Origin of the sequence: Sphingobium yanoikuyae (assembly GCF_034424525.1) — a bacterium.
Taxonomy (GTDB): domain Bacteria; phylum Pseudomonadota; class Alphaproteobacteria; order Sphingomonadales; family Sphingomonadaceae; genus Sphingobium; species Sphingobium yanoikuyae.
Genome location: NZ_CP139979.1, coordinates 2,905,175 through 2,927,935, shown reverse-complemented (window position 1 = coordinate 2,927,935; position 22,761 = coordinate 2,905,175). Strand labels below are relative to the sequence as shown.

Sequence of the window (22,761 nt, the reverse complement as noted above, 5' to 3'; positions counted from 1 at the left end):
GCACAGGGGCCGGTGCGTGGACGGAGGCTGTCATGAAGAGGATCGGATGGTTGATGCTGGGTGTCATGGCGCCGCTGCCGGGGCAGGCGCAGGAGGCGGCACCGATGGCCGAAGCGCGGGCGGCGATCGAGACTGCCGATCTGGCCGCGCTGCCGCCGGAGGTGCGCGCTGCGATCGGCCGGGCCTATTCGGTGTCGGAAATCCTGCAGATACGGGGCGTCGAGAAGGTGCCGGGCCAGACGTTGGCGGTCGACGAACTGATCTTCAAGCCTGATGGCACGATCGAGTTTACCGGCCAGCATCCCTGGGTGCTGCTGTTCGCCAAGCGGATGCGGATCGAGGACCCACAGTCCTTGCTAGGCATCCGGCGGAACACCGCGCTGCTGGCCGGACCGAAGGGCCAGGCGGGACAGACCGGTACACACGGTGCCCGTGGCAATCGTCGCGGCTCTGACGGTGAGTCGGGACGGCCGGGGGGACGCGGCACCAATGGCGGACCGGGCGCGACAGCACGGGTGCCCGATCTCTATATCGTGGCCGGCCGGCTGGAGGCGACGGCCACGGGGAGCCCGCTCAGTCAGGTACGCATGAACATCGATTTTCGTGGTGTGCCGGGTGGCGCCGGTGGTGCGGGCGGCAGCGGTGGAGCCGGCGGTGACGGCGGCGGTGGGCGTGATGGCAGGGCTGGACCGTTTGGGGATTGCCGACGAGGAGCGGGTGATGGGGGTGACGGCGGGCGTGGTGGCCCAGGGGGCAATGGCGGCGCGGGGGCCAATGGTGGCGATGGCGGCGCGGTCTATGTCATCGGCCCGGCCGCGGTGACCGACATCTTCACCGCAGGAGACATCCTGACCGGCGGCGGGGCTGGCGGACGCGGCGGGGCTGCAGGGCCGGGTGGCCAGGGTGGTGCGCGAGGATCACGCGGATCTCAGCCGGGGACATGTCATGGCGCGCATCCGGGCGATGTCGGCGCGACGGGGCCGCGTGGCCAAGTCGGCCCTGACGCACAGCCCGGCGCTCGGGGCCGTGTCTTCGCTGTCAGGATCGGCGGGCTGGATATGCTACAGGCGCCGGCTTCACCCTGAAGCCGTCTCAGGGTTCCTCGCCCTCGATCCGGGCGTCATAGCTGCTCAGCGCGCTGATGACGTCGGGCATCTTGTCATAGCGCTTGCGCAGCAAGGCCAGCTTCGCGTCGGTGCCGGAGCAGAGTTCCGCCACGCTTTCCTCGATATAGGCGCGGCGTTCCGCGTCATAGGGTTCCTCGCCGCGGAAATGGTCGCAGCTGTCGCGGTCGACCATGAAGGCGGTGACTTCGCGCGGGAAGGGGGCGGGCTGGGCCGCATTGCTCGACGGCGGCAGGTCGAGCGAATTGGTCGGGCCGGGCGGGCCGACGGTGACGATCGGCGCCGGGCGCGAGGGCAGGACGGCCGGGGGAGCGGGCGGCGGCGGATCGGGCTGGACCACGGCAACGGCCACCTGCTGCGGTGCGCTGACCGGGGCGGCCTGTGCGCTGTCATCGGACGAGCCCTTGCAGCCGGTGACGAGCACCAGCGCCAGCATCATCGGAAACAGCTTCAAACGCCCCTTCACCCGATTTCCTCCCGCAGTCCGGCGATCAGATCCGCAACATGCGGCAAGCGCGACTCTTCCTCGTCGAGGATCGCCAGAAACGCCGCCCGCCTATAGTTGCGCAACGCCCCTTCGGGAAGACGGGTTGGGGCAGGAATTGCGGAAATTACGATATCCAGCAGGCGCTCCACCCCATGGAGCCTGCCCCACAGATAGTCATTCTCCCGATAGACCCGACTGAAGAAGGCACCAAAATTGTTGAATTCTATGCCTTTTAGCGTGGCGTTGGCACCGCCGGCACGGATGGCGGTGCAATCTTCGGGCGAAATCCGGTCGACCTTTATCGGATCATATTCATCGACAGCGTCACCCTGAAGCAACGGTAAGGTCGCGATGTCGGAGAAGGTGAAGCCCAGATAAGCCAGCAACATGGTGCGGCGCCCGGCCTTGGGCAGGTTGGCGAGCGCCTCGGCCAGCAGCATGTCGGCCGCCTCGTCGCGGGCGCGCAGGCCACGCGCCTGCGCCATCGCCTCCAGCGCGGCACCGGCGTCGGTCGGCGCCTGCGCCGCGGCGGCGCGGACATGATCATTGTAGAAATCATTGCCCTCGCATTCGGTGTAGAGGGCGAGCGCGCGATAGATGGCGTCGTGCATCGCCTGCACCGCTTCGCTGTCGGCATCGGCCTCCAGTTCCAGCGTCTCGGCCAGACGCCGGGCCAGGAAACGCAGGCGGCGGATGCGGAAGGCGAGGTCATGGGTGCGGAAGAACAGGACGGGCGCGGCGGCGGAGCCGGCATCCTCGGTCAACTGGTCGGCGCCGATCGCGCGCACCTGCTTCCAGATCGCCTGGCGATAGGCTTCGCGCATCATCGGCGCATCCTCGCCGCTCAACTGGAACAGGCGCGCAGCCAGATCCTCGACGATGCCCGACAGTTTGAGATGGGCATAAGCGGGGAAGGCGAATCCGGCCGATGCGGCGGCGCGCTGCTGCGCCTTGCCGCGCCAGGCGGACAGGCGCGCCGGCGTTGGCCGGTCGAGGAACAGCATGCGGCCGATCGCCCCCTCCACCTCCGCCTCGATACCGGGGCGCAGCGCCTGGATGATCCGGCCCATGCGGCGGATGCGGGCGGAATGGCGGTCGATCGCCTCCAGATTGTCGCGGATCGGCTGCTCGCGTGGAATGTCCGACAGCGCGCCGAAGATGGTGCGAAAAAAGCCCGGCAGCGGCGCATTCTCGCCGATCGGCGCGGCTTCCTCCTCGCCCTCGCGGTTGAGGTGGATCGACCGGTGGCCGGGCTTGGGATCGATATAGACGAAGCGGCGGTCGACCTCGCGCCGCGACGGCCGGTTCTTGAGCGCGCCGATCGCCTGGGCGAACGGGGCGTTGGCCAGTACCGATCCGTCGATCAGCACCGCGTCCTCCGCCTCGCCCCGTGCCGCCCGGCGCGGCAGCACGCGCGCCAGGAAGGCGTCGCGGCCGGGCCAGGCGCGGTGGCGGCGCTTCAATACCCGGTCGAGCTCGCGCACGGTGAAGGGCGGGAAGGCGCCGGGGAAGCTGGCAGTGGCGCGCGCGGCAAAGACCAGTTCGGCCGGATCGGCAAAGCCGCTGGCGCTGCCGCCCCGGCCGCGAAAGCCGATCGACAGCCGATGCTCGGTCTCGATCACCTGGGGCGGGCTGTTGAGGCTCAGGCTCTGCACATGGCCGTCAAAATCGGTGACGGTGACGAACAGGTCGAGCGGATGGCCGTCGGGCAGCAGCGACGGGCCGGCCGGCGTGGCCGCCATGGCATCGAACGCGTCGAGCAGCATGGTCGAGAATATCGCCCCGCCAAAGGGCGGCTCGAACCAGCGCGAGCGGATGAAGCGCGACAATTTCATCCGCACCTCCTCGCGCGTGTCGGGCGCCACCGTGCGCTCGACCGCGTCGCCGGGCCGGCGCGCCGCCATCCATACCAGCGGCGTCGCCCAGAATTTGGTCAGCGCGCGGGCGGGGCGGGCATCGGGATCGAGCAGTTCGTCGACATCGGCATTGTCCAGCCACAGCGCGGTCAGCGGTTCCAGCGACTGGCCGGTCTCGATCGCCAGGGCCAGGAAGATGCCGTTGATCCCGCCTGCGCTGGCGCCGGCGATGATGTCGGGCAGGATGCGCAGCCGCGTGCCGCTCGCCGCCTCGATATCGGCAAGCAGCCGATGATAGACCGCCTCGCTCGCCCCCTGCGGCGCCACCCCGTCATGAAAGGCCCGGCTCGCCCGCGTCAGGTGCCAGATTTCCTTGGTGATGCCGTGCATGTAGACGGCCAGGCTGATCCCGCCATAACAGACGAGCGCGAGGCGTAATTCCTTCTCCCTCATGGGGATAGGGATCGCAAAGCCAGGCCGCCTTGTCGAGAGGCGGAATGTCCCACCCCCTGTCCGAAAGCGGGAAGGGGGATGGCGGGGTGGGGTGGGAACAAGACATTCCTCCCCGGCACGGGGAGGGGGACCGCTCGCGTAGCGAGTGGTGGAGGGGCACAGGCCGGATAGCGCAGCGCCAAGAGGCACCTGCCCCTCCGTCAGCGCTTCGCGTCTGTTCAATGGAGACCCGTGTCTCCATTGAACTCCCCGTTCCGGGGAGGAATGTCCACTTCTGGTCGTTAGCCGTCAAAGCCTGACATCGTCATTGCGAGCGTAGCGAAGCAATCCATCTCGCGCCGGTGGATTGCTTCGCTACGCTCGCAATGACGGGAGATGGTCGTCTTCAGACCCTCAGCCGTCTCCCAACACGCGCCCGCCTTTACCCCAGCCGGAATTCCGCCCAGATCGGCAGATGGTCCGACGCCTTGCGCGCGGCGGCGCTTTCGTGGACGCCGCTGTCGACCAGGCGGATGCGGCCGCAATGCATGATCCGGTCGAGCCGGGCGACCGGGCGGCGGGCGTGGAAGCTGCGGCCGCAGGGCGCGAAGCTGTAATGGCGGGCAAAGTCGGCCAGGCAACCGCGCTCGGCGCTCCATTCGTTGAGGTCGCCCATCAGCACCGTCGGCAGCGCATGGCCCTGGGCCGCGGCATGGATCACCGCCGCCGCCTGCTTGCGCCGCCACAGGCCCGACAGGTCGAGATGCATGCCGAACACGCGCAGGGTCGCGCCCTTGATCGCGACCTCCGCCATGGTCGCGCCGCGCGGCTCCAGGCAGGGCAGGTGCAGCACGTCAAAGGCGGCGACCTCCGCCTCCTTGCGGACGATGATGGCATTGCCGTGCCAGCCCATGCTATCGGTCTGGACATTGAGCGGCACCGGCTTGTAGCCGCTCTGGCGGTCGAGCAGCAGCGGCGGGATCGCGGCATAGCGTATGCCGAAGCGCCGGTCGGCCTCCTGCAGCGCGATGATGTCGGCATCCACCTCGTTCAGCACGTCGATCACCCGCTCGGGCGAGCGGCGGCGGTCGGTACCGATGGCCTTGCGGATATTATAGCTGGCGACGCGGATCGTGGCGGACATCCTCCTTCAATGCGCCAGCCGCGCGGGGGTTTCCAGCCTCGATGCAAGATCGCGTTTGTGTTCCTTTTATGTTCTGTTATGCGTGGGCCATGGCCAAGGCAAAGCGCAAATTCGTCTGTCAGCAATGCGGCACCGTTTCCGGCCGGTGGCAGGGGCAGTGCGATGATTGCGGCGAATGGAACAGTATCGTCGAGGAAGCGGCCGAAACCGTCTTTTCCGCCAAGCATGACCTGCAGGGTGGTGGCCGGGCGATCACCCTGATCGGTCTCGACAGCAAGGTGGAACTGCCCGCGCGCACCAGCACCGGCATCGCCGAGTTCGACCGGGCGCTGGGCGGCGGCATCGTGCCGGGGTCGGCCACGCTGATCGGCGGTGATCCGGGTATCGGCAAGTCGACCCTGTTGCTGCAGGCGGCGGCGCGGGTCGCCTCGCGCGGGCTGACCGTCGCCTATATCAGCGGCGAGGAAGCGTCGGATCAGGTGCGGCTGCGCGCCCAGCGGCTGGGCCTGGGCAATGCGCCGGTGCAGCTGGCGAGCGCGACATCGGTGCGCGATATCCTGACGACGCTCAGCGAGGGCGTGCCGCCCGCTTTGCTCATCATCGATTCGATCCAGACCATGCACAGCGACCTGATCGAGGGGGCGCCCGGCACCGTCAGCCAGGTGCGCGCGTCGAGCCAGGAACTGATCAAGTTCGCCAAGCAGCGCGGCACCGCGCTGATCCTGGTCGGCCATGTCACCAAGGATGGCAGCATCGCCGGCCCGCGCGTGCTGGAACATATGGTCGACACTGTGCTGGCGTTCGAGGGCGAGCGCAGCCACCAGTACCGCATCCTGCGCGCGATCAAGAACCGCTTTGGCGGTACCGATGAAATCGGCGTTTTCTCGATGGTCGCCGAAGGGCTGGAGGAGGTCGCCAATCCCTCCGCCTTGTTCCTCACCAATCGCGACGAGACGGTGACGGGTGCCACCGTCTTCCCGGCGCTGGAAGGGACGCGGCCGGTGCTGGTCGAAATCCAGGCGCTGGTGGTGCGTCTGTCGAGCGGGGCGACGCCCCGGCGCGCGGTGGTCGGCTGGGACAGCGGCCGGCTGGCGATGATCCTCGCCGTGCTGGAGGCGCGCTGCGGCCTCAGCTTCTCGACCTGCGAAGTCTATCTCAATGTCGCGGGCGGCTATCGCCTGTCCGATCCGGCCGCCGATCTGGCCGTTGCCGCCGCTTTGATGTCGGCCTTGTCGGAACGGCCGGTGCCCGCCGATGTCGTGCTGTTCGGCGAGATTGCGCTGTCGAGCGAGATCAGGCCGGTCTCGCACACGCCGCTGCGGTTGCGGGAATCGGCGAAACTGGGCTTCAACCGCGCCTTCGTGCCGGCGTCTGGCGCGGACGGGGTGAAGGGGATTTCGGTCAGCGGCTTCCGCACCCTTGCACAGCTGGTTGACCAGATGCTCGGGCGCGGATAGCCAGCGCGGCATGAACGCCGTCGATATCCTCGTCCTCCTCCTCATCGGCGGTTGCGCCATATTCGGCCTGCTGCGCGGGTTCGTGACCGAAACCCTGTCGCTGATCGCCTGGGTCGCGGGCATTTTCGCGATCAGCCTGTTCCACGCTTCCGTCACCGAATTGCTGACCAGCTTCGTCGGCAGCGAGAGCGGGGCGGCGGTGCTGGCCTTCTTCCTGATCTTCGCCGTCACTTTTGGCGCGGGCAAGCTGCTCGCCCGCGCGATCGGCCAGCGCACCCGTCAGTCGGTGCTCGGCCCGATCGACCGGGTGCTGGGCGGCGGCTTCGGCGCGATCAAGGGCCTGATTGGCGCGACCCTGGTCTTCCTCGCCTTCTCCCTGGTCTACGGCACCTTCTACGGCAGCGGCGCGCGCCGCCCCGACTGGCTGTCCGACGCCCGCACCTATCCGCTGCTCAACGCCAGCGGCAAGGCGATCAGCGAATTTGTCGACGAACAGCGCGCGCAGAAGCCGGCGGAGTCCGATCCGGCGGCGTGACCGGGTTGGATGGCTTACGGCCATCCCACCGACGTCATGCTGAACTTGTTTCAGCATCCATCAAGCCTAACAAACCATTGGTCTATTGGGAGGAATGGACCCTGAAACAAGTTCAGGGTGACGATGATGGGATGGGCGGTGCTTGATCGAAACTCGATCCGCCAATCCCGCATGCCGCTGTCCTACAGCTCTGCCCCTGTTCTAAGCTGGGGCATGACGCTGCCGCTCATCCTGCCTCCGCTATCCATGCAAATGGCGCGCGACGGGTGCGCCGCTGTCGCTGCGCAGGTGCGCGGGTGGGGCCTTGCCGGCGCGCGCCGGGCGCATTTGCCGGACCTGCCATGGCGCGTTACCGGCGCGTGGGCGGTGCATCATGGGGGCGAAGCAGGTGCAAATGCCCCGGAAAGGCCGTTTACACTGTGAACTTCGGTCGTGACCCGCGCGGACTTGTGTCCTTGGGCGACCTACAGCCAGCCCTTGGCGCGATAGGCTTCGACCGTGGCCTTGAGCCCTTCCTCGGTCGGGATCTGCGGTGTCCACAGCCGCTTGGGCGGCTGCTTGCGCTTGGCGACGACCCAGTCGGGGTGGCAGAAATAATCGACCCGGTCGGGGGTCAGCTTGGCGTTGCGGCCGCGCACCAGCCGGTCGAGCCGGGCACCGGTCGCCAGCAGCCATTGCGGCGTCGCGAAGGTGCGGACATTGCGCCCCACGGCCCGGCCGATCGCCTGGCCGAATTCCTGATGATCCCAGCCGCCGGGCGTCGCATCGTCCGCCTCATAGGTGCGGGTCTGGCTCTGTTCCTTTTCGCAGGCGAGCGTCAGCAGCAGGCGGGACAGGTCGGCGACATGGATCACCGACAGCCGGCCGCCGGGCGGCAGCAGCATGATGCCGCGCTTGGCCATGCGGAACAGCTCCAGCATTTCCTGGTCATTGGGGCCATAGATGGCGGGCGGGCGCACGATCGTCCAGTCGAGGCCGCTGGCCTTCACATGGCGTTCGGCCAGTTCCTTCGACCAGCCATAGTCCGACATGCCCGGTTCGCGCGCGGCGAGCGAGGAGACATGGACGAGCCGGCGCACACCGCGTTTGCGCATGGCGTCGACCACCGCCATCGTGCCGCGCGCATTGCCCGCCTCGAACCCCTCGCGGTCGGGCGCGTTCACGACGCCCGCGATATGGATCACGGCATCGGCGTCGCGCACCAAGGTGTCGAGCGCGGCGGTATCGTCGAGCGAGCCGGGCACCCATTTGAGATGCGCGCGCGGCGGCTGCGCCCGGCGGGTGAGGGCGTTGACCTGAAGACCGGCGGCAAGCGCCTGATCGAGCGTTTCGGCGCCGACGAAACCCGTCGCGCCGGTCATGGCAATTCTAAGGGACATAATAGGTCAGACCATCGCCATATGGTCGCGATGGACCAGCACGGTGCGGGACATTTCGCCAAGCAGGGCGGGGATATCCTCGCTGCGGCGGCCGGCGATCTTCGCGGCGGCCTCGCTGTCATATTCGATGAGGCCGCGGGCGATCACCCGGCCATCCTGATTGAGAATGTCGACCACGTCGCCGCGCGCGAACACACCCTCGACCCGCGCGACGCCGGCCGGCAACAGGCTGTTGCCCTTGCCCAGCGCGGCTTCGGCGCCGGCATCGACGATGATCCGACCAAGCACGGTGAGGCGGCCCGAGAGCCAGCCCTTGCGCGCGCCCTGGCTTTCGGCGGCCAGGAAGATGGAGCCACGACCGCCATTGGCCCAATGGCTGAGCGGGGCGTCGATCTTGCCCGAGATGATGGCGAGATGGGCGCCGGCGCCGGTGGCGATCTGTGCCGCCTGGATCTTCGACACCATGCCGCCCGATCCCATGCCCGAAGCCGAACCGGTGTCGGCCATGGCGGCAATGCGCGCGTCGATGCGCTCTATCCTCTCGATCAGCATGGCATTCGCATCGGCGTGCGGGTTGGCGGTGTAAAGCCCGTCCACGTCCGACAGCAGCACAACCGCGTCGGCCCGTGCCGCCTGTCCGATGCGCGCCGCGAGGCGATCATTGTCGCCAAAGCGGATCTCCGCCGTCGCGACGCTGTCATTCTCGTTCACCACCGGCACGACGTCGAGCGCCATCAGCCGCTCCAGCGTGGCGGACGCATTGAGATAGCGGCGGCGATGCTCCAGATCGTCGAGCGTCACCAGCATCTGCGCGGCGGTAATGCCCTTTTCATGCAGCAGGCTGGCCCAGCATTGCGACAGGGCGATCTGGCCGGTGGCGGCCGCCGCCTGCGCATCCTCCAGGCTGCCGCGCCCGCCCTTGGGCAGCTTCAGCCGGCGCGCGCCCAGCGCGATCGCGCCCGACGACACGATGATGACCTGTTGCCCCGCCGCCTTGCGCGCAGCGACATCGGCCACCAGCGTGCGCAGCCAGTCGACGCGCACTTCCCCGGCCGGATCGACCAGCAGCGCCGACCCGATCTTGATGACCAGGCGGCGGATCAGGGCAGGGGGAAAGCCGGACAGAGTGTCGGTCATGATCGCTACTGAATAGGAGGGCGGGATGATCCGTTCAGATCGGCGACCAGGTGGCTTCGCCGTCGCTGTCGTCGGCGTCGTCCTCTTCACGATCCTCGTCGAGCATTTCCAGCACGGCGTCGAGCAAAGGGGTGACGCCTTCGCCGGTCGCGCCGGAGATGATGAAGACATCTTCCACGCCGGCCTGCTCGCGCAGCTGCTCGGCAATGTCTTCCATCAGTTCCTGGCCCAGCAGGTCGCCCTTGTTGAGCACTACGATCTGCGGCTTTTCGTCCAGCCCGCCGCCATAGGCGGCGAGTTCGTCGGTGACGATGCGGAAGGCTTCGACCGGATCGTCGCCGGTCGCGTCGATCAGGTGCAGCAGCACGCGGCAGCGTTCGATATGGCCCAGGAACCGGTCGCCGATGCCCGCGCCCTCGGCCGCGCCCGCGATCAGGCCGGGAATGTCGGCCAGCACGAATTCACGGTCACGATGCAGCACCACGCCAAGCTGCGGCTTGGTGGTGGTGAAGGCATAGGCGCCGACCTTCGCCTTGGTGTTCGTCACCTGGTTGATCAGGGTCGACTTGCCGGCGTTGGGCATGCCGACCAGGCCAACATCGGCCAGCAGCTTGAGGCGCAGCCAGACCCACATTTCCTGACCTGGCCAGCCGGTGCCATGCTGGCGCGGCGCCCGGTTGGTGCTGGTCTTGTAAGACAGGTTGCCGCGGCCGCCATCGCCGCCGCGCAGGAAGCTCACACGCTGGCCCACCTCGGTGAAGTCGGCCAGGATTTCCTGTTCCTCATATTCGGGATAGCCGTCTTCGTCCTCGGTCCCCTCGATCGGCTGGGGATCGGACAGGATCTGGGTGCCGACCGGCACCTTGACGATCAGGTCGTTGCCGCCGGCGCCATAGCGGTTCTTGCCCATGCCGGGCATGCCGCGCTGCGCCTTGAAATGCTGGGTGTAGCGGAAGTCGATCAGCGTGTTGAGGCCGGCCACGGCCTCGAAGATGATGTCGCCGCCCTTGCCGCCATTGCCGCCGTCCGGGCCGCCATATTCGACATATTTTTCACGCCGAAAGCTGACCGCGCCGGGACCGCCCCAGCCGGACTTGATATAGATTTTTGCTTGATCGAGAAAATGCATGGCGCGCCCATAGCGTCTTCTTGGGCAAAATTAAACCTTAGCTTGCGACACTTTTGCCGTCGCCGTCAACCGGGCTTCTTCGGTCAGGGCGGAGACCAGGCTGCGGGCCGCCAGTTCGCGCGCTTTCTCGCGATTGAGGCCCAGTGCAGCGGCCATCGGGCCGCCCATCTGCGAATCGCCCAGCGCCAGCAGGACCAGCATCAGCGTGTTGTCGCGGATCACCTCTGCCAGTTGCGGGCGCAGCGCCGTCGCGGCCAGCTTGTCGACCAGCCGGTGGATCGCATCCACCACCGGGTCGAGCGCATCCTCATTGCCCGACGCCAGCATCCAGCTGGCCAGCGCGCCGGCGCCGCCCGCGTCGAAGGCGTCGAAGGTCATGTCGACGATCCGCCGGGGTTCGACCTCGCCACGCCGGGCAGCGTTCACCGCGTCGCCGATCGTGGCGGTGATGGCGTCGGCCAGATAGCCGGCGAGCGCCTTCTGCAGGCCGGCGGCCGATCCGAAATGATGGAGCAGATTGGCGTGGGTGCGGCCGATGCGATTGCCCACCGCCTTCAACGTGACGGCCTGCGGCCCCGCTTCCAGCAGCAGGTCGCGGGCGGCTTCCAGCGCAATCAGGCGACTTTCGTCGGGGCTGAGGCGCGAGCGCTTGAGGGGGATCGGTTCGGGCAACGTGCCTTGCCCATGACACAGGGGGCGGGGGAAGGCCATAGCCATGTGCGGGGTCGCTTGACCGGCCCCTGCGCGGCCGCCCATAGATTGGCGATGACCGCTGCACCGATCCTCACCACCGACCGCCTGATCCTGCGCCCGCATCGGGTGGAGGATTATCCCGCCTGCCAGGCGCTATGGGCCGATCCGGACGTGGTGCGTTTCATCGGCGGCGCGGCGCTCGATGCGCAGGCGGTCTGGTTCCGCATCCTGCGCTATGCCGGCATGTGGGCGCTGCTCGGCTATGGCATGTGGGCGATCGAGGATCGCACCAATGGCGAATTGCTGGGCGAGGCGGGGCTGCTGAGCGCGGCGCGGGGGCTGGCCGAACTGGACGGCGTGCCGGAAGCGGGCTGGGTGCTGGGGCCGGCCGCCTGGGGGCGCGGCATCGCGACCGAGGCGATGGCGGCGATCTTTGCCTGGACCGATGCGCATCTGGCGGCGCCGTCGATCCGCTGCATCATCGCGCCCGACAATGGCGGGTCGATCAAGGTGGCGGAGAAGCTGGGCTTTGCCGCGCTGGCCGAAGTCGATTTCCATGGCGCGCCGACCCGTGTCTTCGATCGGCCCTGTCAGAGGTGAGACGCGGGCGCCCTGATCGGCGCCCGCACACTTCAGTCAAGCGGCAAGCGCCGGCAGCGCGTCGCCATATAGGTCCAGGGCAAAGTCCACGCTCATGCGGGCGGCCTCGCCCTCGTCGAAGACCAGGCAGTCGGCCTCGGCCCCGCGGGCGGGGCTGTAGCGCCGCTCGACCGTGCCATTGGCGCGGAAACCGATCTTGCGCAGGACATGGCCCGACGCGCGATTGTCGGCGAAATGGACGGCGCGGACCGCCGGCAGATTATGCGCGCGGGCGATGCTCATGACGGCGCGGGCCGCCTCCGTGGCGAAGCCCAGGCCCCAATAGGGACGGGCGATCCAGTAGCCCAGTTCCGGCGTGCCATCCTCGGCTTCATGGATGCCGCAGCCGCCCACCAGGCGCGGCGCGCCCTGGGTGCGGGTGAAGGCCAGCAGGCGCGGCATGCGCGAATCCTGCGGCAGCGCCAGGAAGGCTTCGGCATCGGCCAGGCCATAGGGGGCGGGGGCGCGGCTCAGATTGCGCAGGACCGCGTCATTGCCGATGGCCTGGGCCAGGGCGGGGGCATCTTCCATCCAGCCTGGCCGCAGCAGCAGGCGGGGGGTACGGGCGAACATTCACGTCTCTCCTCTTCGTGCGCGCCAATAGCTGCCAATCATGACGGCTTGACGACGGTCTTCTCTGGCTGAGCCCCGCCCGCACGACGCGCGAGAAGGCCAGTAGTTCCAGAGGTTTGAGGGAAATCGGGAGGAGTGCCCGGTGATGTTCGTCAGAACGGAAAAAGGGCGCTCCCTGTGAAGGGGCGCCCTTTTTTCCCTCGATCCCGATCGACGCACTTATGTGCGCAACCGATCAGGCGGGACGTCCCTTTTGCGAAGGACGACCCGTCATCGATCGTCCGTTATTCGGCTGCCGCGGCTACCGCGTCGACCGATACATATTTGCGGCCGAGCTTGCCGTCGTGGAACACGACGCGACCTTCGCCCAGGGCGAAGAGGGTGTGATCCTTGCCCATGCCGACGTTACGGCCGGGATATACGCGGGTGCCGCGCTGGCGAATGATGATGTTGCCGCCGATCACTTCCTGACCGCCGAACTTCTTCACGCCAAGGCGCTTCGACTCAGAATCGCGACCGTTACGCGACGAACCGCCAGCTTTCTTATGTGCCATGACCTAAACTCCTTATCTAAGCTGCGCTCAGGCGATCGACACGATCTTGAGGATCGTGTGATTCTGGCGGTGGCCGTTCTTGCGGCGATAGTTGTGACGACGACGCTTCTTGAAGACGATGACCTTCTCGCCCTTCGCCTGCGCAATGATTTCGGCTGCGACGGTCAGCTTGGCTGCGTCCTTCAGGTCGCCGCCTTCGCCGGCCAGCAGGACGTCGTCCAGCGTAACCTTGTCGCCGGCTTCGCCAGCGAGCTTTTCAACGACGATCTTATCTCCGGCGGCGACGCGATACTGCTTGCCGCCCGTGCGCACGATAGCGAACATGGCTTGGTCTCTTCTCGTTCAAATCTGCTTTACGCAGATCGTCGAGGACAAAAAGCCTGTTCGACCCGCGCGGGAATGTGGCCCGGTAGTGGAATGACTCGATTCTGTCAACCGCCATGGGCCCAGCTTGTGGGCTGGTTTTTGGCTCTTAGTCTTCCTACATCGGTGATGGAAGGGAATATAAGCGCCGATGAGCAGATTACATCCCCAGGATGCGACCGGCAAGGGCAGGCTGCCCTTCATCGCATCGCTGTGGGCTGCGATCCTGGTCGCGCTTCTGTGCGCAATCGCGCCGGACGGTCCGCCTTCCAGCAAGCTCAATGGCTCCGCCTTCAGTTCGGCCACGACCGGCGTGGTGCTCAAGGCGCGCTCGCTGCCCGCGCCGCATCTGGCCCGCGCGCCCCGCCCTGATGGGGATGGGATGGCCTTGCCCTGGCTGCTGGCGGCGGCGCTCGCCCTCATGCTCTCCTGGCGCCGTCTGGCGCCCGACGCGCCCCTGCCGCTGCTGGCAGGCCGCTACAGCCATCTTCGCGCGCGGAGTCGCCGCGCCCGCGCCCCGCCCGCCTTCCTCTGACATTTTTCCCGCCCGCCATGGCGGGCGTCCGTCAGACAGAAGGAATTGAGATCATGCCCCGCAAAAGAAAGATGCGCGGTGGCCCGCGCAATCCGCCCGGCTGGTTCATGCCTGTCGTCATGGCAGGGCTCGGCGCCGCCGGCGCCCTGCTCTCGATCGCGATGCTCGGCATCGTCGAATAATAGACAATGTTCCGCGCCGGCGGCAGGATGAGGGCCTGCTGCCGGCGGACAGGGAAGGAATTTCATGCCCCACCACACGCCCCTTATCGGGACGATCGTTGCCGGCCTCGTCGTGGCCTTCATCATGGGCGCCATTGCCCATCGCCTGAAATTATCGCCGCTGGTCGGCTATCTGGTCGCCGGCATCATGGTCGGCCCCTTCACCCCCGGCTTCGTCGCCGACAGCGGCCTGGCCAATGAACTGGCCGAAATCGGCGTCATATTGCTGATGTTCGGCGTCGGCCTGCATTTTTCACTCAAGGATCTATTGTCGGTCAAGGCGATCGCCGTGCCCGGCGCGATCGTGCAGATCGCGGTCGCAACCCTGCTCGGCATGGGCCTTGGCTATCTGATGGGCTGGCCGCTGATGGGCGGGCTGGTCTTTGGCCTGGCTTTGTCGGTCGCCAGCACGGTCGTGCTGCTGCGCGCGCTGCAGGGGGCGGACCTGGTCGAAACCCGGCGCGGACGCATCGCGGTCGGCTGGCTGATCGTCGAGGATCTGGTGATGGTCCTTGCCCTCGTCCTGCTGCCGGCGCTGGCGGGGGTGATGAACAATGCCGATGCGGGCGGCGGGGCAAGCGCGCTGATTGCGCCGCTGGTCGGTACCTTGCTCAAGGTCGTCGGCTTCGTCGTGCTGATGCTGGTTGTCGGCCGCCGCCTCATCCCCTGGGCGCTGCACTGGGTCGTGCATAGCGGGTCGCGAGAACTGTTCCGCCTCGCCGTGCTGGCGATTGCGCTGGGTGTCGCTTTCGGTGCCGCCATCGTGTTCGACGTGTCCTTTGCGCTGGGCGCCTTCTTTGCCGGCATGATCCTGGGCGAAACGCCGCTCAGCCGTCGCGCGACCGAGGAGACGCTGCCGCTGCGCGACGCCTTTGCGGTGCTGTTCTTCGTGTCGGTCGGCATGTTGTTCAACCCCGCGGTGGTGGTGGAACAGCCGCTGCCGTTGCTGGCAACGGTCCTCATCATCGTGGTGGGCAAGTCGATCGCCGCCTGGGGCATCGTCCGTGCCTTTGGCCATCCCAATGTCACGGCGCTGACGATCGCCGCCAGCCTGGCGCAGATCGGCGAATTTTCCTTCATCCTGGCGTCGCTGGGGGCGGGGCTGGGCGTCCTGCCGGCTGAGGCGCGCGATCTGATCCTTGCCGGTGCGATCGTGTCGATCTTCATCAACCCGATCCTCTTCTCGCTGATCGTGCGCGATCACAAGAAGGAGGAGGATGAGGCGCAGGCCGACACCGCGACCGATCAGCCGCGCCTCGGCCATGTCATCCTGGTCGGCTATGGCCGGGTCGGCAAGCTGATCGCCAAGCGTCTGGCCGAGCGTCATGTCCAGTTCGTGGTGATCGAGGGCGATCCCGAACGGGTCGAGGAAGCGGAAGAGGCCGGACTGTCGGTGGTGCGCGGCAATGCGCTGGAGGACCGACACCTGCTGGCGGCGGGCATATGCGAGGCGCGCTATCTGCTGATCGCCGTGCCCGAAGGGTTCGAGGGCGGCGCGATCAACGAGCATGCCCGCCATCTCAACCCCAATTTGCAGGTGATCGCCCGCGCCCATAGCGATGCCGAGGTCGCGCATCTCGAAGCGCTGGGCGTGCGCCATGTCGTCATGGGCGAACGCGAACTGGCCGGGCGCATGCTGCAGCTTTGCGGCGTCGGCTGAGGGACAAAGAAAAAGGGCGGTGAACGATGATCGAACGTTCACCGCCCTTTTCAGGACGTCATGTCGCCGGCTTTAGCCACGCGGCTTGCGCGGGCCGCCGGGGCGCTTGGGCCCGCCCTTGAAGGGGCGGGGCGCGTAACCGGCCGGACGCGGGCCACGGTCGTTCGAGCGATTGCCTTGGCGGCGATTGTCGCGGGCCTGCTCGCGCGGGGCGCCGTCGATCATCTCGAACGCCACGTCGGCGCCCTCGTCATTGGCCTCGCCCGAGCGCTTCACCGCAGACATGAAGCGGCTGGCGATCGCGCGCGGGATTTCGAACATGGTTTCGTTGGTGGTGATGCGGATCGCGCCGATGTCGCCGCGCGACACATGGCCACGACGACAGATCAGCGGCAGGATCCAGCGCGGATCGGCATTCTGGCGACGGCCGATGTCCATGCGGAACCACTGGGTATCCTCGAAGCCCGGACGCGGCCCTTCCTGGCGCGGCGGCGCTTCGCTGCGGTCCAGCAGTTCCTCGGGCGCGGGCAGCGAGGCGCGGGCGCTCTTCACCAGCATCGCGGCGATTTCCTTGGCCGACTTTTCCGCCAGCAGCTCGGCGCCCAGCGCCCAGTCGGCCTCGTCCAGCTCGGCCTTTTCCATCAGGGTCGAGCGCAGGCGGGCATTGTCCTGTTCCAGGATCGCTTCCTTGCTGGGCGGGGTGCCCCATTCGACCGGAATCTTGGCGCCACGCAGCATCGATTCGACACGGCGGCGACGCGGATAGGGGACGATCAGGACGGCGGTGCCCTTCTTGCCGGCGCGACCGGTGCGGCCCGAACGGTGCTGCATCGTCTCGGCGTCGCGCGGCAGTTCGACATGGACCACCAGCGTCAGGCTGGGCAGATCGATGCCGCGTGCGGCGACGTCGGTGGCGACGCAGACGCGGGCGCGCTTGTCGCGCAGCGCCTGAAGCGCGTGGTTGCGCTCATTCTGGCTATGCTCGCCCGACAGCGCCACGGCGGCGAAGCCACGCTCGGTCAGGCTGCTATGCAGATGGCGGACATTGTCGCGGGTGGCGCAGAACAGGATCGCGGTTTCGGCTTCATGATAGCGCAGCAGGTTGACCACCGCATTCTCGATGTCCGACGGGGCGACGGTGACGGCCTGGTAGCTGATGTCGCCATGGCCGCGTTCTTCGCCCACGGTCGAGATGCGCAGCGCGTCCGACTGATAGCGCTTGGCCATCGCGACGATCGGCTTGGGCATGGTGGCGGAGAAGAGCAGGGTGCGGCGATCTTCCGGGGCGCTGTCCAATATGCCTTCCAGATCCTCGCGGAAGCCCATGTCGAGCATTTCGTCCGCTTCGTCGAGGACGACGGTGCGCATTCCCGACAGGTCCAGCGCGCCGCGTTCCAGATGGTCGCGCAGGCGGCCGGGGGTGCCGACGACGATATGGGCGCCATGGCTGAGCGCGCGGCGTTCCTTGGCGGCGTCCATGCCGCCGACACAGGTGGCGATGCGGGCGCGGGCGGCGCCATAGAGCCATTCCAGCTCGCGGCTGACCTGCAGCGCCAGTTCGCGCGTCGGCGCGATCACCAGCGCCAGCGGCAGGCCGGCGACGGGCAGCTTGTCGCCACCGGTCAGCAGTTCGGCGGCCATGGCCAGGCCGAAGGCGACGGTCTTGCCCGAGCCGGTCTGTGCCGACACCAGCAGGTCGCGGCCCTGCGCTTCGTCCTGCGTCACTTCGGACTGGACCGGGGTCAGGCTCTCATAGCCCTTGGTGGTCAGCGCCTGGGCGAGCATGGAGGGGAGATGTTCAAAAGACATTTTTTCGTTTTCCATCGGTAAAGCGACCCGCCATTCCCGACGGATACGTGAAGACCTGCCATGCTCCCGCCATGGAGAGCCCAGGGGTAGGTCGCGTCCCTGGTTCCAAAATCCTCCCCTTGTCGGGGGAGGGGGACCGTCGACATCGCCGACGGTGGAGGGGTGTCCCCCTATGGCGCAGGCGGCGAATGCCCCTTTGCCCGGCCTTGTGGCCCTCGGGCCGCTTCTTGAGTGAGCGGCTGGTCCTATAAAATAAGAAGGCCGCCTTCCCCCGCAAGGAGGGAAGGCGGCCCCTTTAATTCTTATCCCAACGGGATCAGATCGAGGCGACTTCGGCCACGTCGACCTTCACGCCCGGACCCATCGACGACGACAGGGCGATCTTGCGGACATACTTGCCCTTCGAGCCCGAGGGCTTCGCCTTGACGATCGCGTCGACGAACGCGTCGAAATTCTTGCGCAGGTCTTCAGCCGAGAAGCTCGACTTGCCGAGGCCAGCGTGGATGATGCCGGCCTTTTCGACGCGGAATTCGATCTGACCACCCTTGGCGGCCTTCACGGCTTCGGCGACGTTCGGCGTGACGGTGCCCAGCTTCGGGTTCGGCATCAGGCCCTTGGGGCCCAGAACCTTACCCAGGCGACCCACCAGACCCATCATGTCGGGGGTGGCGATGACGCGCTGGAAGTCGATGTTGCCGGCCTGGATCGATTCGAGCAGGTCTTCGGCGCCCACGATGTCGGCACCGGCGTCGAGCGCCTGCTGAGCCTTGTCGTTGCGGGCGAACACGGCGACGCGAACGTCCTTGCCGGTGCCGGCGGGCAGGGTGACGACGCCACGGACCATCTGGTCGGCGTGACGCGGGTCAACGCCCAGGTTGATCGCGATTTCGACGCTTTCGTCGAACTTGGCGGTGGCGTGGGTCTTGATCAGGCCCAGTGCCTCGTCAACGCCGTGCAGCTTTTCGCGGTCGATCGCGGTCGCCAGGGCCTTCGCCTTCTTGGTCAGCTTTGCCATGGTCTTAGCCCTCCACCACTTCGAGGCCCATCGCGCGAGCGGAACCTTCGATGATCTTCGTTGCAGCGTCGATGTCGTTCGCGTTCAGGTCAGCCATCTTCGCCTGGGCGATTTCGGCGAGCTGGGCGCGGGTGATCTTGCCAGCGACGACCTTGCCCGGCTCCTTCGAGCCCGACTTCAGGTTGACGGCCTTCTTGATCAGGTAGGTGGCCGGCGGCTGCTTCGTCACGAAGGTGAACGAACGGTCCGCATAGACGGTGATGATGGTCGGCAGCGGGGTGCCCTTGTCCATCTTTTCCGTCGAGGCGTTGAACGCCTTGCAGAATTCCATGATGTTCACGCCGCGCTGACCCAGGGCAGGGCCGATCGGCGGCGAGGGGTTGGCGGCTCCGGCGGGCACCTGGAGCTTGATATAGCCCGTAATCTTCTTGGCCATTTTCACTCACTCTATAGCTGGCAGGCCTGCTGGGCAGATCTGCCGGTTCAAGTTTAGCGGTCTAGCGGCTCCCGCAAGGGAACCTCCCGCACATGTCCAGCCGCCCCGTGGGGAGGCATGGAAGCGCGGCCCTATAGCGACCTTCTTGTCCAAAGGGAAGGGGGAGTCTGTCATTCGGTCGATTCGGCCGAAAGCGCAGGGCTTCCCCAACAAAAAGGGCCGCCGGCTGAAAAGCGGGCGACCCTTTTTGAACAGCCTTGCGGCGATGCTTACTTCGACAGTTCGACCTGTTCGAAGTCCAGTTCCACCGGGGTGGCGCGACCGAAGATCGACACCGACACCTTGACCCGGTTCTTTTCGAAATCCAGTTCCTCGACCACGCCGTTGAAGCTGGCGAAGGGGCCATCCAGCACCTTGACGCTGTCGCCGATTTCGTAATCGACATTGACCTTGTGCTTCGGGGCGGCGGCGGCTTCCTTCTGGGCGCCGAAATAGCGGGCGGCTTCGCTCTCGCTGATCGCCTGGGGCTTGCCCGACGAACCCAGGAAACCGGTGACCTTGGGCGTGTTCTTGACGAGGTGATAGACGTCGTCGTTCATCGCCAGCTTGGCAAGGACATAGCCCGGCATGAACTTGCGTTCGACCTGAACCTTCTTGCCGCGCTTCACTTCGGTCACGGTCTCGGTCGGAACCTCGACCTGCTCGACCAGTTGCGACAGGCCCATGCGCTCGGCCTCGGTCAGGATCGATTCCTTGACCTTGTTCTCGAAGCCCGAATAGGCGTGGATGATGTACCAGCGCGCCATGTTACCGTCTTAAACTCCCTTTTGAACGCCGTGCGTTCAACGACCCGATGCGAGGCTCAGCAGCCACTGGACGATCGCACCGAAGAAGGTGTCGATACCGAAGAAGAAGATGCCCAGCAATGAGGTCATGATGACGACCATGATCGCGGTCATGATCGTTTCACGGCCGGTCGGCCAAACGATCTTCTTCGCTTCGGTCTGCACCTGATTGACGAATTCGCTCGGAGAAGTCTTCGCCATCGCGCTGTCAGCTCACCTTCAAAATCAATACCAAAGCGCGAAACGGCGGTCCGCCCTCCCGTTTCCCGCGATAAGTCGGTGTCGGGAGAGGCAGTCGCGCTTCGCGACCGATGCTTCGCTAAGCGCACTTAGCCGCGAACCCGTGATTGTTCAAGGTTCGCGGCTAGTTCGCGTGGCAGGAGTGGAGGGACTCGAACCCACGGCATTCGGTTTTGGAGACCGACGCTCTACCAACTGAGCTACACTCCTGCACTGGCCCGAGCCAGCGAAGGAGGGCGCTTTAGCGTGGCCTATCGGGGAGGGCAAGCGACTTTATGCAACTTCTTCAACAAGAATATGCGCGCTGGTCTGACGCTCGGCTTCCGCGTTGATCTGGGCCCCCAGCAGCACGATATAGGCCGACACGAAGAGCCAGAGCTGCAGGATCACCACGGCCGCGAGCGAACCATAGGTCTTGTTGTAATCGCCAAAGGTCGAGACGTAGAAGGAGACGCCCAGCGTCGCCACCAGCCAGAACAGCGTCGCGGCGATCGATCCAACGGTCAGCCATTGCCATTGCACCCGGCGGCGATGCGGGCCGAAGCGGTAGATCAGGCCGAAGATGCTGCTGGCGAGCAGGCCGGCGCAGATCCAGGTCGTCGCCTTGATCGCGAACAGCACGCCCGGTCCCCAGTTGGTCAGCAACTTCTGGAGCAGGCCGATGATCGTCGCGGTCACGACGCCGGCGACCACCACCAGCACGGCGGAAAAGGTGATTCCCATCGACACGCGATAGAAGGCGAAGATGTTGCGTCCCTCTTTCTGCGCATAGACGATGTTGAGTGCTTCCATGATCGCGGACGCGGCGCGGGTCGCGCCATAGACCGCCAGCCCCAGCGCCAGGAACAGGCCGAAGCCGATCGCCGGCTTGCGCGCGCTGACCATGCCCAGCAACTGGTCGTTGATCAGCTGGGCGGCATCGGCGGGCACGACGGTGATGATCGCCTGCATGTGGCGGGCGACGATCTGCGGATCGCCGACCAGGCCATAGGTCAGGACGACGGCGGCCAGCAGCGGGGCGATCGACAGGAAGGCATAATAAGCGACGCCGGCGGACAGCAGGCCCAGATGATTGGCCGACATGGCGGCATAGACGCGCTTCAATATCTCCCACCAGGCACGCGGCGGGATTTTCCAAGGCGCATTGGCATGCACCTGCTGGGCGATCGTTTCGGTCATGCATATCCCCTGCTGAACAGGGGTAGCGCCTGAACGGCGATAGGGTTCCCTGATTCGCCTCTCTCATGGTTTTCCCCGGTTAGGGTTTCCCGTTGTTGGAGGATTAACCCCCTTTCGCTACCAACGGCCGATCGCAGCGAGGCGGCAGGGAGCGGACAAGTGGCGGAAAAGCGCTGGCAACAGCGGCTGAAGGGCTGGGACGGCCCGTTCACGGCACCGGTGCCGGACAGCGCGCGCGAGGCTGTGCTGGATACGCAATATCGCCGCTTCCATCAGGCGCTGCCGCTTTTGTGCCTGCTGATCATGGCCAATGCCGTCGCCATGGCGCTCGCGGTGATGGGCGATCTGCCCTTGTGGCAACAGGTGACGCCGCCCGCGCTGATCTTACTGGCCTGCGCGCTATCCCTGCAGCGCTGGCGCGGCGTGCCGATCGCGACCGACGCCGGGGTGCAGGCGCGCAGCCTGATGCGGGTCGCCCATGTCGCGACCGGGGCTGGACTGGTGGCGGGGCTGTGGGCGGTCAACGCCTTCACCGAAACCGAAATCTATTATTGCATGGTGGCGCCGGTGTTCATTGGCATCGGCGCGCTGGTTGCGGCGACGACCCTGCTCAGCGTGCCGCGCGCCGCGATCGGCGCGATGGGCGCGGCGGTGTTGCCGATCCTGGTGAAGATGGCGCTCTATGACAATCTGGGCGTGCGGGCGATGGCGGTGATGATGGCGATCGTCACGGTGATGCAGGCCAATCTGGTGCTGGGGAAGTTTCGCGAGACGGTGGCGATGCTGGTGTCGCAGCGCGAACTGGCGCGGCTGGCTGGCACCGATGCGCTGACCGGACTCGACAACCGGCTGAGTTTCATGCGCGCGATCGAAGAACGGGTGGAGCGGGGCGCGGCCTTCAGCGTGCTGCTCGCCGATCTCGACGGCTTCAAACAGTGCAATGACCAGCATGGCCATCAGGCAGGGGATGCCCTGCTGACATCATTGGGTAGTCGGTTGCGGGCCTTGATGCCGGATGCGGTGAGCATCGCGCGACTGGGCGGCGACGAATTTGCGCTGCTCCATGACGCGGAAACCGATGTCGACGCCCTGCATCGGCGCATGCCCGGCATCCGGCAGGCGATCGCCGCGCCGGTAGGATGGCAGGGGCGCAGCCTGTCGGTCGGCAGCAGCTTTGGCATCGCGACCTTCCCGCAGGACGGGGCGGAGGCCGCCGCCGTCCTGCATGTCGCCGACACGCGGCTCTATGCGGACAAGCGGCAGCGCAAGGGATGGCGATTTGTGGGGCCGCAACGCCAGTTCGCTTAGGCTTTGATTCA

The 22,761-nt window shown here is 66.5% G+C and carries 24 protein-coding genes and 1 tRNA gene; 8 read left to right on the top strand and 17 right to left on the bottom strand.

The genetic code is table 11. The features are described 5' to 3' along the window. Positions 1-32: 32 nt before the first annotated feature. Entirely contained in the window at positions 33-1,085 is a 1,053-nt protein-coding gene (locus U0025_RS13495) for a hypothetical protein (RefSeq protein ID WP_004207921.1), read from the top strand. Between the two features lie 7 nt (positions 1,086-1,092). Here U0025_RS13495 and U0025_RS13490 read toward each other — a convergent pair whose 3' ends face one another. The 3 genes from U0025_RS13490 to U0025_RS13480 form a co-directional block, all read right to left on the bottom strand. Beyond that, on the bottom strand, positions 1,093-1,590 hold the full coding sequence (locus U0025_RS13490) for a hypothetical protein (protein ID WP_004207920.1): 498 nt from the start codon (positions 1,588-1,590) through the stop codon (positions 1,093-1,095). Beyond that, complete coding sequence (locus tag U0025_RS13485) at positions 1,587-3,920, bottom strand: patatin-like protein (RefSeq protein WP_004207919.1); 2,334 nt, start codon at positions 3,918-3,920, stop codon at positions 1,587-1,589. The genes U0025_RS13490 and U0025_RS13485 overlap by 4 nt, the downstream gene beginning before the upstream one ends. A gap of 421 nt (positions 3,921-4,341) precedes the next feature. Next, positions 4,342-5,043: an endonuclease/exonuclease/phosphatase family protein gene (locus tag U0025_RS13480; RefSeq protein WP_004207918.1), complete on the bottom strand. Its 702-nt coding sequence runs from the start codon at positions 5,041-5,043 to the stop codon at positions 4,342-4,344. A gap of 89 nt (positions 5,044-5,132) precedes the next feature. Here U0025_RS13480 and radA point away from each other — a divergent pair, with 89 nt between their 5' ends. Both radA and U0025_RS13470 read left to right on the top strand, forming a co-directional pair. Further along, positions 5,133-6,500 carry a DNA repair protein RadA gene (gene radA / locus U0025_RS13475; protein ID WP_004207917.1) on the top strand — a complete coding sequence of 456 codons (1,368 nt, stop codon included), beginning with the start codon at positions 5,133-5,135 and terminating at the stop codon, positions 6,498-6,500. 10 nt (positions 6,501-6,510) lie between these two features. Beyond that, entirely contained in the window at positions 6,511-7,035 is a 525-nt protein-coding gene (locus U0025_RS13470) for a CvpA family protein (RefSeq protein ID WP_004207916.1), read from the top strand. 464 nt (positions 7,036-7,499) lie between these two features. Here the strand turns inward: U0025_RS13470 and U0025_RS13465 are convergent, their stop codons facing one another. The 4 genes from U0025_RS13465 to U0025_RS13450 are packed head-to-tail and all read right to left on the bottom strand — an operon-like array spanning position 7,500 to position 11,391. Beyond that, positions 7,500-8,396 carry an NAD-dependent epimerase/dehydratase family protein gene (locus U0025_RS13465; protein WP_004207915.1) on the bottom strand — a complete coding sequence of 299 codons (897 nt, stop codon included), beginning with the start codon at positions 8,394-8,396 and terminating at the stop codon, positions 7,500-7,502. 24 nt (positions 8,397-8,420) lie between these two features. Then, entirely contained in the window at positions 8,421-9,551 is a 1,131-nt protein-coding gene (gene proB / locus U0025_RS13460; RefSeq protein WP_004207913.1) for a glutamate 5-kinase, read from the bottom strand. Between the two features lie 34 nt (positions 9,552-9,585). Further along, positions 9,586-10,680 (bottom strand): GTPase ObgE, encoded by a 1,095-nt coding sequence (obgE, locus tag U0025_RS13455; RefSeq protein ID WP_004207911.1) that lies wholly within the window; start codon positions 10,678-10,680, stop codon positions 9,586-9,588. 30 nt (positions 10,681-10,710) lie between these two features. Continuing rightward, positions 10,711-11,391 carry a TetR/AcrR family transcriptional regulator gene (locus tag U0025_RS13450; protein ID WP_004207909.1) on the bottom strand — a complete coding sequence of 227 codons (681 nt, stop codon included), beginning with the start codon at positions 11,389-11,391 and terminating at the stop codon, positions 10,711-10,713. Positions 11,392-11,445: 54 nt separating this feature from the next. On the opposite strand from U0025_RS13450, the gene U0025_RS13445 reads away from it, so the two are divergent. Continuing rightward, on the top strand, positions 11,446-11,973 hold the full coding sequence (locus tag U0025_RS13445) for a GNAT family N-acetyltransferase (RefSeq protein WP_004207908.1): 528 nt from the start codon (positions 11,446-11,448) through the stop codon (positions 11,971-11,973). A gap of 36 nt (positions 11,974-12,009) precedes the next feature. Here the strand turns inward: U0025_RS13445 and U0025_RS13440 are convergent, their stop codons facing one another. The 3 genes from U0025_RS13440 to rplU all read right to left on the bottom strand — a co-directional run bounded on the left by U0025_RS13440 (position 12,010) and on the right by rplU (position 13,463). After that, on the bottom strand, positions 12,010-12,585 hold the full coding sequence (locus U0025_RS13440) for a GNAT family N-acetyltransferase (protein ID WP_004207905.1): 576 nt from the start codon (positions 12,583-12,585) through the stop codon (positions 12,010-12,012). A gap of 284 nt (positions 12,586-12,869) precedes the next feature. Then, on the bottom strand, positions 12,870-13,139 hold the full coding sequence (gene rpmA, locus U0025_RS13435) for a 50S ribosomal protein L27 (RefSeq protein ID WP_004207902.1): 270 nt from the start codon (positions 13,137-13,139) through the stop codon (positions 12,870-12,872). 27 nt (positions 13,140-13,166) lie between these two features. Then, positions 13,167-13,463: a 50S ribosomal protein L21 gene (gene rplU, locus U0025_RS13430; protein ID WP_004207901.1), complete on the bottom strand. Its 297-nt coding sequence runs from the start codon at positions 13,461-13,463 to the stop codon at positions 13,167-13,169. Between the two features lie 190 nt (positions 13,464-13,653). Between rplU and U0025_RS13425 the strand changes: the two genes are divergently transcribed. From U0025_RS13425 to ybaL, 3 genes are all read left to right on the top strand, one after another. After that, a complete protein-coding gene (locus tag U0025_RS13425) occupies positions 13,654-14,037 on the top strand; it encodes a hypothetical protein (RefSeq protein ID WP_004207900.1) in 384 nt (127 codons plus the stop codon). 53 nt (positions 14,038-14,090) lie between these two features. Further along, a complete protein-coding gene (locus U0025_RS13420; RefSeq protein ID WP_004207899.1) occupies positions 14,091-14,219 on the top strand; it encodes a hypothetical protein in 129 nt (42 codons plus the stop codon). A gap of 64 nt (positions 14,220-14,283) precedes the next feature. After that, positions 14,284-15,918 carry a YbaL family putative K(+) efflux transporter gene (ybaL, locus tag U0025_RS13415; RefSeq protein WP_004207898.1) on the top strand — a complete coding sequence of 545 codons (1,635 nt, stop codon included), beginning with the start codon at positions 14,284-14,286 and terminating at the stop codon, positions 15,916-15,918. Between the two features lie 72 nt (positions 15,919-15,990). On the opposite strand, the gene U0025_RS13410 is transcribed toward ybaL, so the two are convergent. The 7 genes from U0025_RS13410 to U0025_RS13380 all read right to left on the bottom strand — a co-directional run bounded on the left by U0025_RS13410 (position 15,991) and on the right by U0025_RS13380 (position 21,442). Continuing rightward, entirely contained in the window at positions 15,991-17,727 is a 1,737-nt protein-coding gene (locus tag U0025_RS13410; RefSeq protein WP_004207897.1) for a DEAD/DEAH box helicase, read from the bottom strand. Between the two features lie 316 nt (positions 17,728-18,043). Continuing rightward, positions 18,044-18,742, bottom strand: a complete 699-nt coding sequence (rplA, locus tag U0025_RS13405; protein ID WP_004207896.1) for a 50S ribosomal protein L1 — start codon at positions 18,740-18,742, stop codon at positions 18,044-18,046. Positions 18,743-18,746: 4 nt separating this feature from the next. Beyond that, entirely contained in the window at positions 18,747-19,178 is a 432-nt protein-coding gene (gene rplK, locus U0025_RS13400) for a 50S ribosomal protein L11 (RefSeq protein ID WP_004207895.1), read from the bottom strand. A 269-nt stretch (positions 19,179-19,447) separates the two neighbouring features. Then, on the bottom strand, positions 19,448-19,984 hold the full coding sequence (gene nusG, locus U0025_RS13395) for a transcription termination/antitermination protein NusG (RefSeq protein ID WP_004207894.1): 537 nt from the start codon (positions 19,982-19,984) through the stop codon (positions 19,448-19,450). Between the two features lie 36 nt (positions 19,985-20,020). Continuing rightward, on the bottom strand, positions 20,021-20,224 hold the full coding sequence (gene secE / locus U0025_RS13390) for a preprotein translocase subunit SecE (RefSeq protein WP_004207893.1): 204 nt from the start codon (positions 20,222-20,224) through the stop codon (positions 20,021-20,023). Positions 20,225-20,397: 173 nt separating this feature from the next. Then, positions 20,398-20,473: transfer RNA gene (locus tag U0025_RS13385), tRNA-Trp, on the bottom strand. Positions 20,474-20,536: 63 nt separating this feature from the next. Continuing rightward, positions 20,537-21,442: a YihY/virulence factor BrkB family protein gene (locus U0025_RS13380; protein WP_004207892.1), complete on the bottom strand. Its 906-nt coding sequence runs from the start codon at positions 21,440-21,442 to the stop codon at positions 20,537-20,539. Between the two features lie 159 nt (positions 21,443-21,601). On the opposite strand from U0025_RS13380, the gene U0025_RS13375 reads away from it, so the two are divergent. Beyond that, entirely contained in the window at positions 21,602-22,750 is a 1,149-nt protein-coding gene (locus U0025_RS13375) for a GGDEF domain-containing protein (protein ID WP_004207891.1), read from the top strand. The last annotated feature ends 11 nt before the right edge of the window (positions 22,751-22,761 follow it).